The sequence below is a fragment of the Bacillus sp. CCB-MMP212 genome (genome assembly GCF_022748145.1).
In the GTDB taxonomy this organism is placed as follows: Bacteria; Bacillota; Bacilli; order Bacillales; family Bacillaceae_G; genus Bacillus_A; species Bacillus_A cereus.
Window position 1 is genome coordinate 426,258 of sequence record NZ_JALDQE010000002.1, and the last position, 13,621, is coordinate 439,878.

Sequence of the window (13,621 nt, forward strand, 5' to 3'; positions counted from 1 at the left end):
AGGTTTAATGACTATGATTTTCGATTCTACCTCGTTTACACGGTACATATAATTATAACAATGGTTCGTCCATATTTTATGGATGAAACCCTTGTTCTACAAATTTAAAAGTGGAGTCAGGGGGTAACAGGTTGGATAAAATTTATGTGTTAGATACGAATGTACTTTTGCAGGATCCTTTATCTATTTTTTCATTTGAAACCAATGAAGTAGTGATTCCAGCAGTTGTATTAGAAGAGGTTGATTCGAAAAAACGTTATATGGATGAAGTAGGACGAAATGCTCGTTATGTATCTAAGTTAATAGATAAATTTCGTGAAATAGGAAAGCTGCATGAAAGTATCCCGCTAGAAAATGGCGGAACATTTCGTATTGAATTAAACCATCGTTCATTTGTGCAACTACAAGATATTTTTGTAGAAAAAACAAATGATAATCGAATTTTAGCTGTAGCAAAAAATCTATCTTTAGAAGAACAGGAAAAAGAGGACGGGAAGTCTGTTATTTTAGTAAGTAAAGATGTACTCGTAAGGGTAAAAGCTGATGCAATTGGTTTGAAGGCTGAAGATTATTTAAGTGATCGCGTAATTGAAGTAGAAAATATATATTCTGGCTTTTTAGAAGGATATATATCAAAAGAACAATTGGATTATTTTTATGAGAAAGGTGAATTGCCTCTATCTGAAATTGCGAATCACCCTTTTTACCCAAATCAATTTGTAGTAATGAAAGATGCATTAGGGGGCTCTAGTTCTGCGCTTGGCATTGTGGATCACTTAGGTAAGAAGGTAAAGAAACTTATTTTTCACAATGAACAAGTGTGGGGGATACGACCACGAAACGTGCAGCAAATTATGGGATTAGAATTGTTGCTTCGTGAAGATATTCCGCTTGTAACATTAACGGGGAAAGCCGGCACAGGAAAAACGTTACTTGCGTTAGCTTCGGGACTTATGCAAACAGAAGACTTAGGGTTATATAAAAAATTACTCGTTGCAAGACCAATTGTCCCAGTCGGAAAAGATATCGGTTATTTACCAGGAGAAAAAGAAGAAAAGTTAAGACCATGGATGCAACCAATTTTTGATAACCTAGAGTATTTATTTAATACGAAAAAGCCAGGAGAGTTAGATGCTATTTTAGCTGGAATGGGTTCGATTGAAGTAGAAGCCCTTACTTATATACGCGGGAGAAGTATTCCAGATCAGTTCATTATCATTGACGAAGCACAAAATTTAACAAAGCATGAAGTGAAAACGATACTAACTAGGGTAGGGGAAAAGAGTAAGATTGTATTGATGGGAGATCCTCAGCAAATTGATCACCCATATTTAGATGAATATAATAATGGCTTAACGTATGTTGTAGAGAAGTTTAAAGAACAGCGCATTAGTGGTCATGTGAAGTTTGTTAAAGGGGAGCGATCTAATTTAGCTCAACTAGCAGCAGATTTATTGTAAAAAGGAGTGAGCTTAAGCTCACTCCTTTTCTTTAAATAATTGTAAATTTACGGATGTTCCGGATTGGATTTTGTCGATTAGATCCATCATTGAAATAGAGATGAACAGGTCCGTCTTCTTTTAATGGCTTTCCTTCTTTTGAAAAACCTAGTATAGCATTTTTGACAGTTTCTAATGGAAGTGTCATTGTATGATCTACAGTTTCAATTTCAACTTGCGTAGCGTCCTCTAAAATTTCAGCGTTAGCAAGGAATGGATGAAATGATATACCAAATGTTCCAGTAATTAGCTGTTCTTTTTTATATTTCTTTACACTTTGTTGTATCGGCGGGAAGGCAGCACCATCACGAATTTCACGATCCCAATGTTCTGAAGTGTTTTTTAAATAAGTTTCTAGTTCAGACGTGTTTTCTCTAGTTTCATCAAAGTAAGTTGTCAAATCTACTTTTCGATCATCAAAGATCCAAACAGTTGGATCAATAGTGATTGGAAAACGTACTTTTCCGTTAATAAATAAAATTTCGCTCATTGTTGTTCCCCCATTTGTGTTATACTCCCACTTTTCAGTATAATAGCATTAGACACTGTTGTCACAAAAAATGTTTCTATTGCAATTTATTAAAACTATCGCTAATATTAATAGATAGGATAGAGGAGAGTAGGACGGAAACGGAGGGAATCAATTTGGCGTCTGAGACAGTAGCAAATCATCAGGAAAAGGCACTAGCCCTTCTACAAGCGGATGCAGAGAAGATTTTAAGACTTATTAAGGTGCAAATGGACCATCTTACAATGCCGCAATGTCCATTATATGAAGAAGTGTTAGACACACAAATGTTTGGACTATCCCGCGAGGTCGATTTTGCAGTTCGCCTTGGTCTTATTGCAGAAGAACAAGGGAAAGCAATGTTAGGTGAGCTCGAACGTGAGTTATCTGCACTTCATGAAGCGTTTACAAACAAACAACAATAACGGGTTCAAATAAGGGGGCTCAAACTAAATTAGTTTGGGCTTTTTATTTGTATAATAAAGCAGGAAGAATCAATGTACATATGGAATACAACAATAATTAAATTGAAACAGAAAGAGGAAATGAAATGAAAAAAGTATGGAAATCAATGGATTATTCATTGTTACTTCCTCTTGTTATCTTATGTGTGCTGGGAGTAATAATGGTATATAGTTCTAGTTCCATTGTTGCGATTTCGAGATTTGATAAACCAGCAAATTTCTTTTTTAAAAGACAATTAATTACTTTAGTTGTTGGGACAATAGTATTAATAATTATTGCTACTATCCCATATAAAGTTTGGAGAAAACGAATTTTTTTGTTGGGGAGTTACGGTGCTAGTGTTGCCTTATTAGCTGCAGCTGCCTTTTTCACTAAGAAAGTAAACGGTGCAAACGGCTGGATATTTGGAATACAGCCTGCAGAATTTGTTAAGATAACAGTTATTCTTGTCTTAGCTCATTTCTTTGCCAAAAGACAAGAAACGAATACACCTGTTTCCAAAGGGTCAGGTCCAGTACTTATTGGTGTTGGTATAATCATGTTTTTAATATTAAAGCAAAATGATTTAGGTACTGATTTGTTAATTGCAGGAACAGTAGGAATTATGTTTCTTTGTTCGGGAGTACAGGTTAACTTATGGATTAAACGAATTGCTTTAACTTCTATAGTATGGATTCCGGCACTATACCTTCTTGGTAATTATGCATTAAATCCATATCAAAAGGCGCGTTTTTCTGTTTTCCTTGATCCGTTTAATGATCCTCAAAAGGATGGGTTTCAATTAGTGAATTCATTTATTGGAATCGCTTCTGGAGGGCTTAATGGTAGAGGATTAGGGAATAGTGTACAAAAATATGGTTATTTACCAGAACCGCAAACGGATTTTATAATGGCAATTATATCTGAAGAACTTGGTTTTATAGGTGTAGCTATCATTTTAATCTGTTTATTACTTATTATTATTCGGTCATTTAGAGTTGCACAAAAATGTACAGATCCATTTGGAAGTTTAATAGCTATCGGAATTGCAAGCTTGTTTGGAGTTCAAACGTTTATTAATGTTGGTGGTATGTCTGGAGTAATACCACTTACAGGAGTACCATTACCGTTTGTCAGCTATGGTGGTAGTTCTTTATTAGCTAATCTACTTGCGATGGGAATACTACTTAATATTGCTAGTCATGTAAAACGAGAAGAAAAACAGCAGAATGAGGTAATAAAAGAAAGAGAACAAAATGGACCACATCTTGTAGTTGTAAAATAAAAAACACATCGTGCTTTAGAGCAGGATGTGTTTTTTATTTTCAAGTAGTTTTAAATATGATGTATTAATTTCTCTTTCAGTTAAAAGATATATCACATTTGTTTAAATGTGATATACAATTAAGTTGTTAGAAAAGGAAGAGGTATGCTATACTATTTTTGTGAAACAAATTGCACAGAAAACTTATCATTTGTTAAAAAATAAGGTATGATGGATAAAAATAAAGTGAAGCTTTCTAAGTATAATATAATGTGGAAAGTGAAGAACTTCACGCTTTTTAAGGTGTGTATATATTTTATCTCTAGAGTGGTAGGAAAGTAGAGGGGGAAAATCATGACAAAGCTGCAACGTATTCAAAAAGTATTGGTAGCTAACCGTGGAGAGATTGCAATTCGTGTGTTTCGAGCTTGTTCGGAACTTGGATTAAAAACAGTTGCAATCTATTCGAAAGAGGATAGTGGTTCTTATCATCGCTATAAAGCCGATGAGTCCTATTTAGTTGGGGAAGGAAAAAAACCAATTGATGCTTATCTAGATATTGAAGGCATTATTGAGATTGCAAAAAGTAATCATGTAGATGCAATCCACCCTGGATATGGTTTCTTGTCAGAAAATATTCAATTCGCGAAACGTTGCGAAGAAGAAGGAATTATCTTTATCGGTCCGAAAAGTAAGCATTTAGATATGTTTGGAGATAAAGTGAAAGCAAGAACACAAGCGCAGCTAGCACAAATTCCAGTTATACCTGGTAGTGATGGTCCAGTAGATTCATTAGAAGAAGTCGAAAAATTTGCTGAAAAGTATGATTACCCGATTATTATTAAAGCGTCCCTTGGTGGTGGCGGTCGTGGTATGCGTATTGTGCGTACTAGTGAGGAATTAGGAGAATCATATAATCGAGCAAAATCAGAAGCGAAAGCAGCCTTTGGTAATGATGAAGTTTACGTCGAAAAATTCGTTGAAAAACCTAAACATATAGAAGTACAAATTTTAGCAGATGAAGAAGGCAATGTTGTTCATTTATACGAGCGTGACTGTTCTGTACAACGTCGTCATCAAAAAGTTGTAGAAATAGCACCGAGTGTATCACTTTCAGATGATCTGCGTCAGCGTATTTGTGATGCTGCTGTGAAGTTAACGAAAAATGTAAACTATTTAAATGCAGGGACAGTAGAATTCCTTGTAAAAGATGATGAGTTTTACTTTATTGAAGTAAATCCACGTGTTCAAGTAGAACATACGATTACAGAGATGATCACAGGAGTCGATATCGTTCAATCACAAATTTTAATAGCTGATGGACATGCATTACATAGTAAAATAGTAGGTGTTCCGAAGCAAGAGGAAGTGGTTGTACACGGATTTGCAATCCAATCTCGTGTAACAACTGAAGACCCACTAAATAATTTTATGCCGGATACAGGAAAAATTATGGCGTATCGATCAGGCGGTGGTTTTGGTGTGCGTCTTGATACAGGAAATAGCTTCCAAGGTGCAGTTATTACACCATACTACGATTCTTTACTTGTAAAAGTTACAACTTGGGCACTTACTTTTGAGCAAGCTGCTGCAAAAATGGAACGTAACTTAAAAGAATTCCGTATTCGTGGTATTAAAACAAATATTCCATTCCTAGAGAATGTAGTAAAACATAAAAACTTCTTATCAGGAGAATATGATACTTCGTTTATTGATGTGTCACCTGAACTATTCTTGTTCCCGAAACGTAAAGACCGCGGAACGAAAATGTTAAATTATATTGGTTCAGTAACAGTAAATGGCTTCCCAGGAGTAGGGAAAAAAGAAAAGCCAATATTCCCAGATGCTCGTATTCCATGTTTAAAACATTCAGAGCCAATCCAAAATGGAACGAAACAAATTTTGGACGAGCGTGGAGCAGATGGATTAGTAAAATGGGTACAGGATCAAAACCGTGTACTTTTAACGGATACAACATTCCGTGATGCACATCAGTCATTACTTGCAACTCGTATTCGTACAAAAGATTTACATCAAATTGCAGAGCCAACAGCAAGAATGTTACCAAACCTATTCTCAGCTGAAATGTGGGGCGGTGCAACGTTTGATGTCGCGTATCGTTTCTTAAAAGAAGATCCATGGGAACGATTACTAGATCTTCGTGAAAAAATGCCGAACGTTTTATTCCAAATGTTACTACGTTCGTCAAACGCAGTTGGCTACAAAAACTATCCAGATAATTTAATTCAAAAATTTGTGGAGTGTTCTGCTCAAGCAGGCATTGATGTGTTCCGTATTTTTGATAGTTTAAACTGGGTAGAAGGTATGAGAGTTGCAATTGATGCTGTACGAGATACTGGTAAAATTGCAGAAGCAACAATGTGCTATACAGGAGATATTCATGATCCATTACGTAGTAAATATGATTTGAATTATTATAAAAACTTAGCAAAAGAGTTGGAAGCATCGGGAGCTCACATTTTAGGTATTAAAGATATGGCTGGCTTACTAAAACCAAACGCAGCATATGATTTAGTTTCAGCATTAAAAGAGACGGTATCGATTCCGATTCACCTGCATACGCACGATACGAGTGGAAATGGTATATTAACGTATACGAAGGCAATTGAAGCAGGTGTTGATATTGTCGATGTAGCAGTGAGTTCTATGGCTGGTCAAACGTCACAACCGAGTGCGAACACATTATTCTATGCACTAGGTGGAAATGAAAGACAACCAGATGTTAATATCGATTCTTTAGAAAAGCTATCTCATTATTGGGAAGATGTACGCAAATACTATGCACCGTTTGAAAGTGGAATGAATGCACCTCACACAGAGGTATATATGCATGAAATGCCAGGTGGACAGTATAGTAATCTTCAGCAACAAGCGAAGGCGGTTGGTTTAGGAGATCGCTTTGATGAAGTGAAAGTAATGTACCGTCGTGTGAATGACATGTTTGGAGATATTGTAAAAGTAACACCGTCATCAAAAGTTGTTGGCGATATGGCGTTATTTATGGTTCAAAACCACCTGACAGAACAAGATGTTTTAGAGCGTGGACATGCTTTGGACTTCCCTGGATCTGTTGTTGAAATGTTCTCTGGTGATTTAGGTCAACCGTACGGTGGTTTCCCGAAAGAATTGCAAAAGATTATTTTAAAAGGGAAAGAGCCGTTAACAGTAAGACCAGGTGAACTACTAGAGCCAGTAGATTTCGACGCGTTAAAAGAAGAATTATTCCATAAACTTGGACGCGAAGTAACAATTTTTGATGTAGTTGCATATGCATTATATCCAAAAGTATTTATGGACTATGAAAAAGTTGCTGAGCTTTATGGAAATGTATCTGTACTTGATACACCGACATTCTTCTATGGTATGAGACTAGGTGAAGAAATTGATGTGGAAATTGAACAAGGTAAGACATTGATGGTTAAACTTGTATCAATTGGAGAACCACAGCCGGATGGAAATCGTGTCCTTTACTTGGAATTTAATGGTCAACCACGTGAAATTGTCGTGAAAGACGAGAGTGTGAAAGCAACAGTTGCACAACGTGTGAAAGGAAACCGTGAAAATCCAAATCACATTAGTGCAACAATGCCAGGAACGGTAATTAAAGTAGTTGTAAAAGAAGGCGATGAAGTGAAAAAAGGCGATTCTATGGCAATTACAGAAGCGATGAAAATGGAAACGACAGTTCAAGCGCCGTTCAATGGTAAAGTGAAAAAAGTATATGTTAACGATGGTGATGCAATTCAAACGGGTGATTTACTTATTGAATTAGATCACTAAAATAAAAAAAAGAGCTGTGTAAATACAGCTCTTTTCTTTATTGCAAAAAATCCCTTGCCGAATTGGCAAGGGATTTTAGTTTTAAATTATATTGTTTGTTTAGAAGTTGATCCGGCTTCTTTTGCATTCACTTTACTTCTTGTTCCTAACATAACTAAATAGCATAGTACGGCAAACAAGCAAGAAATGAATAGAGAATGTAACAATGCCATTGCTAAACTAGCGTTTGTAAATACAACTAAAATCCCTACTACAGCTTGAAGTGTAACAAGGATAAATGAAATGATCCATCCCCAATATACTACAGGTTGCTGTTTGTAATGACGAATAGCGAGAATCATCGCGTAAAGTATCCAAGCGAAAATTAACATTGCTGCAACTCTATGGCCCATTTGAACCCATTCATGTAGTTGAGTTGGCATAGGTCTGTTTTTGCTACATAAAGGAAAGTCTGGACAGGCTAAGCTAGCTCGTTCGTGACGTACTAAAGCACCTGTGTAGACAACGATATAACTGTAAATTGTTACACCATAAATATGAAATTTCATTTTTTTGTCCATAATAAGAGAACGTGCATCAAATTTTTGGTCAATTTCAAAGATAAGACACGTTAATAAAATGACAGAAGCAAATGAAATTAAGGAAATACCGAAATGGATAGCAAGTACAGCTGGCATTTGTCCCCAAACAACTGCTGCTGCTCCCATTAATGCTTGTGCAACTAAAAATACGAAGGATAAAATTGCTAACGTTTTTGTTTCACGCACATGTTTATAATATTTCCAGGACAAAATACAAAGGAGAGTGACAAGAATTCCGGCTGATCCTGATGTTAATCGGTGGCTAAGTTCAATAATAGTTTCCATTGATAAATTAGATGGAACAAATTCACCGTTACAAAGTGGCCATGATTTACCACAACCTTGACCAGAACCTGTTTTTGTAACTAAAGCGCCTCCTAATAAAACTATTAATAAATCAAGGCTTGTAATGACTGCTAACCATTTAATAAAGCGTTGCAATCTCTTTCACCATCTTTCTGCTATGAAGTTATTGCGAAATATTTTCATTCCATTATGTATAGAATAAAACGCGCTAGTTCCTATGATATATAAAAAATAATAAAATAGCAAAGAAATGGAGGGGAAAGGAAATGGGGAGAAAATAGGTGTAAAAACAGGGTTCCTAAGGAAAAATTTAGGTGAAAAATAGGCTATTTTGAAAAGAAATGGGGAGAATACGTGTTAAATAGGATAAAATAGTTTATTATAGAAGGTAACATCATGTTATGATAAGGACAAGTCAGAATGAAGTTTTTTATATTCGACACAAAAAGTTCATGTTTTCTTCACAAAATGTTCGGGAAATATGATTTAATATATTGGAGTATGGGCGTAGATTAGTAGTAGAATGGGTTAACAATGTTTCTACTGTAATAATATTGCTATATAGAAGCGAAATATTTCATTTGAAATAGGCGCAAAAAGAAAGATGAAAGTTTTAAGAGGGGGTTAGAGTGATGAACCATGCAACAAGTGAGCTGCATGATGAGTCCGCTGTTACAAGTGTACCGGAAACAACTCGGATACAAGATTTAAAAGCACTCGTTAAAATGGGGATTGTAAACTCAAATACACTTACTGTATTTACAGGATTTTGGTTGGCATTACACTTTAATGGATTAAGTGTAATGGAGAATCTGGATAAGTTATTCTTTACAATCGTTGGTTCTGGATTAGTTATGGCAGGGGTATGTTGTTTAAACAACTACATTGATCGAGACATCGATCCATTAATGGAAAGAACAAAGACCCGTCCAACGGTTACTGGAAAGTATAAACCAGGATTTGCACTTACATTTGGACTAGTCATATTACTTCTTGGTTTTGTATTTTTATTATTAACAACACCAATGGCAGTCTTAATGGGATTTATTGGTGCTTTCACATATGTTGTTCTATATAGTTTATGGACAAAGAGAAAGTATACACTAAATACTGTTGTAGGTAGTATATCTGGTGCAGTTCCACCTTTAATTGGATGGGCAGCAATCGATCCATCTTTAGGTCATCCAATTGCTTGGATGTTATTTTTAATTATGTTTATTTGGCAAATCCCACATTTCCTTGCATTAGCGATGAAACGTGTTGATGAATATCGAAATGCAGGAATTCCAATGCTTCCTGTAGTTCATGGATTTGAAATTACGAAACGCCAAATTATGATTTGGACAGTATGTTTATTACCACTACCATTTTATATGAGTGGACTAGGGATAACATTTATGGTAATTGCAACACTGCTTAACATCGGATGGATCGCTTTAGGATTTTATGGATTCCGTAAGAAAGATGACATAAAATGGTCCGTGCAAATGTTTGTTTATTCCCTAAATTATTTAACAATCTTATTTGTATCAATGATTGTAGTTACATTCTTCTAAGACAACGACATAATTGGATTTCTTTACGTTGAGATTTACTTTACTTAACTATAAAGTACAATCTAATTCACAAGGAAAGTGGGGGTTGTTTGTATGAAGAAACAGTGGCGACTGCTTTCGTTCGTTTCACTGCTGGCTTTACTGTTAGGGGGATGCGGTAAAGCCTTTCAATCTACTTTAATTCCGCAAGGAGAAGTAGCAAAAATGCAATATGATTTACTTCTACTGGCGAGTGCAATCATGGTAGGAGTAGTACTAGTAGTTACTATTATTTTCTTGTATGTAATTGTGCGTTTCCGACAAAAGAAAGGTCAGGAAGATTATATTCCAGAGCAAGTTGAAGGAAATCACAAGCTAGAAATTATATGGACAGTTATTCCGATTATTCTTTTACTAATCTTAGCTGTTCCAACGGTTACATATACATTCAAACTTGCTGATGTAAGTGCGATGGAGAAAAAGAATATTGATAAAGATACTATCGTTGTTGATGTAACAGCGAATCTTTATTGGTGGGAATTTTCTTATAAATCAGAAAAGATAGTAACTTCGCAAGATTTAGTCATCCCCACAGGTAAGAAAGTGTATTTAAATTTGAAGGGTGCCGATATTAAACACTCATTTTGGGTTCCATCTTTAGCTGGGAAAATGGATACAAATACAGACAATGTGAACAAAATGTGGTTAAAGGCAGATAAATCGGGCACTTATAATGGTTTTTGTACAGAATTTTGCGGCCCATCACATTCTTTAATGCAATTTAAAGTGAAAGCTTTAGATGAAAGCGAGTACAAAAATTGGCTTGCTGATATGAAGAAGATTGATGGGAAGAAAGAAGTAGCTTCAACAAAGGCGCAAGAGGGCCAAGAAATATTTAATAAAAGCTGTATTGGTTGTCACGCAGTTGGATCTAATGATAGTAGACCACCTTCCGCTCGTATCGCACCAAACTTAGCAAACTTTGCGGATCGCGATATGGTTGCCGGTATTGCCGAAAACAATGAAGAAAACTTAAAAAAATGGCTGAAAGATCCTGAAAATATGAAGCCAGGAAACAAAATGACTGGCAAATATGGCAACTTAACGGATGATCAAATTGATGCATTAAATGCATACTTACAAACGTTAAAAGTTGAAAAGTAAAGAGGGATTATTCGCGAAGGGGAGGTTGAAAACGTGAGTTCTGTAGCAAAAAAACAGGGGATGGGTGCTGTCATATGGGATTATTTAACGACAGTAGACCATAAAAAGATTGCCATTCTCTATTTAATTGCAGGTGGATTGTTTTTTGTAATAGGCGGAATAGAAGCTCTATTTATTCGCCTTCAATTAGCGATTCCTAACAACGCTTTTCTTGTTGGGGATGCTTATAATCAAGTATTGACGATGCACGGTACAACAATGATTTTCCTCGCAGCTATGCCACTCGTGTTTGCATTTATGAACGCCGCTGTACCACTTCAAATTGGTGCACGTGATGTAGCGTTCCCGTTTTTGAATTCACTCGGATTTTGGTTATTTTTCTTTGGTGGAGTATTTTTAAATTTAAGTTGGTTTTTAGGTGGAGCACCTGATGCAGGATGGACATCTTATGCATCTTTAGCTTTAGCCTCTAAAGGTCATGGTGTTGATTTCTATGTACTCGGTTTGCAAATCTCAGGTATTGGTACATTAATTGGAGGGATTAACTTCCTTGTCACCATTATTAATATGCGTGCGCCAGGAATGACGTATATGCGTATGCCGATGTTTACATGGACGACATTTGTAACATCTTCGCTTATATTATTCGCTTTTCCACCGTTAACTGTAGGATTAGGACTTTTAATGTTAGATCGTTTATTTGGAACAAGTTTCTTTAATCCAGCATTGGGTGGGAATACAATTATATGGGAGCATTTATTCTGGATTTTCGGTCATCCAGAAGTATACATTCTTATACTCCCAGCTTTCGGAATATTCTCAGAAATCTTCGCGACATTTTCGAAAAAACGATTGTTTGGTTATTCATCGATGGTGTTTGCGACTGTATTAATTGGATTTTTAGGATTTATGGTATGGGCGCATCATATGTTTACTGTTGGACTTGGTCCAGTTGCTAATGCTATTTTCTCAGTTGCAACAATGGCGATTGCGGTTCCGACTGGTATCAAAATATTCAACTGGCTCTTTACAATGTGGGGCGGAAATATTCGTTTTACGACACCGATGATGTGGGCAGTAGCTTTCATTCCATCATTCGTCATGGGTGGAGTTACAGGGGTTATGCTAGCATCTGCACCAGCTGATTATCAATTTCATGATAATTATTTCGTAGTAGCACATTTTCATTATGTAATCGTTGGCGGTGTTGTATTTGGTTTACTTGCAGGAGCTCATTATTATTGGCCACTGATGTTTAATAAAGTATTAAATGAAACATTAGGAAAGATAACGTTTTGGCTATTCTTTATCGGTTTCCATTTAACGTTCTTTATTCAGCATTTCCTTGGCTTGATTGGTATGCCGCGCCGTTACTACACATATCTTGAAGGGCAAGGGTTGGAAATGGGGAATATGATTAGTTCTATCGGAGCGGTGTTTATGGCTCTTGGGACGATTGTTCTTCTATTCAATGTAATTAAAACGACAGTATCAAAAGAAAAAGCTGGTCGTGATCCGTGGGATGCACGTACATTAGAATGGACGATGCCAGCACCGACACCAGAATATAACTTTAAACAACTACCATTTGTTCGCGGATTAGATCCGTTTTGGATTGAAAAACGTGAAGGTAATAAAGAGATGACAGCAGCGGAACCAATTGGTGATATTCATATGCCAAATCCTTCGTTTTCACCATTTGTCATTTCTTTCGGATTGTTTATAGCGGCATTTGGTGCAATGTATATGCAGGGCGGAAAAGATAAGTTCTGGTTATTAGTAGCAATTATTGGTTTAATCATTACATTTGGCGCAATGTTCCTACGTTCAGTAATCGATGATCATGGATACCATATTCATAAGGAAGATTTAGATGATAAGGGGGGCAAGGCGTAATGCATGTAGATGAAAAATTAACGAATGAAACATTTCCAGCAGAGCCTGAAAAAGCAACCCTTGAAGGGAAAAATAAGTTTGTCGGTTTTTGGTTATTTCTTGGAGGCGAAACAGTGTTGTTCGCTTCCTTATTCGGAACATATTTAGCATTAAAGAATTCTACAAATGGTGGACCAACATCTCAAGAAATGTTCCAAATGCCACTCGTTTTCATTATGACGATGCTTTTATTAACGAGTAGCTTAACAAGTGTATATGCGATGTATCACATGAAAAACTTTAACTTTAAGAAAATGCAACTTTGGTTACTAGTAACTGTATTGCTAGGTTTAGGATTTTTAGGGTTTGAGATATATGAGTTTTATCATTATACACATGAATTTAAGCATACTATGAGAAGTAGTGCGTTTGGCTCTGCATTTTATGCTCTTGTTGGTACACATGGACTCCACGTATTGTTTGGGTTGTGTTGGATTTTAACATTAATCTTTAGAAATGCGAAGAGAGGTCTAAATTTATACAATGCACCGAAGTTTTATGTTGCATCAATTTATTGGCACTTTATTGACGTAGTTTGGGTGTTTATTTTCACTGTAGTATATTTAATGGGAATGGTGGGATAA

10 protein-coding genes are annotated in these 13,621 nt (G+C 36.0%); 8 read left to right on the forward strand and 2 right to left on the reverse strand.

Annotation, left to right across the window (positions count from 1 at the left end):
* Nucleotides 1-131 precede the first annotated feature (131 nt).
* Nucleotides 132-1,460: a PhoH family protein gene (locus tag MRP26_RS07100; RefSeq protein WP_000358083.1), complete on the forward strand. Its 1,329-nt coding sequence runs from the start codon at nucleotides 132-134 to the stop codon at nucleotides 1,458-1,460.
* A 31-nt stretch (nucleotides 1,461-1,491) separates the two neighbouring features.
* Here the strand turns inward: MRP26_RS07100 and MRP26_RS07105 are convergent, their stop codons facing one another.
* Nucleotides 1,492-1,989, reverse strand: a complete 498-nt coding sequence (locus tag MRP26_RS07105; protein ID WP_001289813.1) for a molybdopterin-binding protein — start codon at nucleotides 1,987-1,989, stop codon at nucleotides 1,492-1,494.
* A 155-nt stretch (nucleotides 1,990-2,144) separates the two neighbouring features.
* Between MRP26_RS07105 and MRP26_RS07110 the strand changes: the two genes are divergently transcribed.
* The 3 genes from MRP26_RS07110 (at nucleotide 2,145) to pyc (ending at nucleotide 7,516) form a co-directional block, all read left to right on the forward strand.
* On the forward strand, nucleotides 2,145-2,432 hold the full coding sequence (locus MRP26_RS07110) for an Fpa/YlaN family protein (RefSeq protein WP_000135694.1): 288 nt from the start codon (nucleotides 2,145-2,147) through the stop codon (nucleotides 2,430-2,432).
* Nucleotides 2,433-2,557: 125 nt separating this feature from the next.
* On the forward strand, nucleotides 2,558-3,736 hold the full coding sequence (locus tag MRP26_RS07115; RefSeq protein WP_071729772.1) for an FtsW/RodA/SpoVE family cell cycle protein: 1,179 nt from the start codon (nucleotides 2,558-2,560) through the stop codon (nucleotides 3,734-3,736).
* 333 nt (nucleotides 3,737-4,069) lie between these two features.
* Nucleotides 4,070-7,516 carry a pyruvate carboxylase gene (gene pyc, locus MRP26_RS07120; protein ID WP_000164055.1) on the forward strand — a complete coding sequence of 1,149 codons (3,447 nt, stop codon included), beginning with the start codon at nucleotides 4,070-4,072 and terminating at the stop codon, nucleotides 7,514-7,516.
* 86 nt (nucleotides 7,517-7,602) lie between these two features.
* Here pyc and ctaA read toward each other — a convergent pair whose 3' ends face one another.
* On the reverse strand, nucleotides 7,603-8,538 hold the full coding sequence (gene ctaA / locus MRP26_RS07125; RefSeq protein WP_242806057.1) for a heme A synthase: 936 nt from the start codon (nucleotides 8,536-8,538) through the stop codon (nucleotides 7,603-7,605).
* A 497-nt stretch (nucleotides 8,539-9,035) separates the two neighbouring features.
* Between ctaA and ctaB the strand changes: the two genes are divergently transcribed.
* From ctaB to ctaE, 4 genes are all read left to right on the forward strand, one after another.
* On the forward strand, nucleotides 9,036-9,959 hold the full coding sequence (gene ctaB / locus MRP26_RS07130; protein WP_242806063.1) for a protoheme IX farnesyltransferase: 924 nt from the start codon (nucleotides 9,036-9,038) through the stop codon (nucleotides 9,957-9,959).
* Nucleotides 9,960-10,052: 93 nt separating this feature from the next.
* Nucleotides 10,053-11,102 (forward strand): cytochrome c oxidase subunit II, encoded by a 1,050-nt coding sequence (gene coxB, locus MRP26_RS07135; protein WP_000745273.1) that lies wholly within the window; start codon nucleotides 10,053-10,055, stop codon nucleotides 11,100-11,102.
* A gap of 60 nt (nucleotides 11,103-11,162) precedes the next feature.
* Nucleotides 11,163-12,998: a cytochrome c oxidase subunit I gene (gene ctaD, locus MRP26_RS07140; protein WP_170924972.1), complete on the forward strand. Its 1,836-nt coding sequence runs from the start codon at nucleotides 11,163-11,165 to the stop codon at nucleotides 12,996-12,998.
* Nucleotides 12,998-13,621 carry a cytochrome c oxidase subunit III gene (ctaE, locus tag MRP26_RS07145; RefSeq protein ID WP_000557861.1) on the forward strand — a complete coding sequence of 208 codons (624 nt, stop codon included), beginning with the start codon at nucleotides 12,998-13,000 and terminating at the stop codon, nucleotides 13,619-13,621. Before ctaD ends, ctaE begins: the two co-directional genes overlap by 1 nt.

Excerpts from the sequence above, each read along its gene's own strand:
- MRP26_RS07105 (WP_001289813.1), bottom strand. The coding sequence starts at position 1,989 with ATGAGCGAAATTTTATTTATTAACGGAAAAGTACGTTTTCCAATCACT.
- MRP26_RS07115 (WP_071729772.1), top strand. The coding sequence starts at position 2,558 with ATGAAAAAAGTATGGAAATCAATGGATTATTCATTGTTACTTCCTCTT.
- pyc (WP_000164055.1), top strand. The coding sequence starts at position 4,070 with ATGACAAAGCTGCAACGTATTCAAAAAGTATTGGTAGCTAACCGTGGA.
- ctaB (WP_242806063.1), top strand. The coding sequence starts at position 9,036 with ATGAACCATGCAACAAGTGAGCTGCATGATGAGTCCGCTGTTACAAGT.
- coxB (WP_000745273.1), top strand. The coding sequence starts at position 10,053 with ATGAAGAAACAGTGGCGACTGCTTTCGTTCGTTTCACTGCTGGCTTTA.
- ctaD (WP_170924972.1), top strand. The coding sequence starts at position 11,163 with ATGGGTGCTGTCATATGGGATTATTTAACGACAGTAGACCATAAAAAG.
- ctaE (WP_000557861.1), top strand. The coding sequence starts at position 12,998 with ATGCATGTAGATGAAAAATTAACGAATGAAACATTTCCAGCAGAGCCT.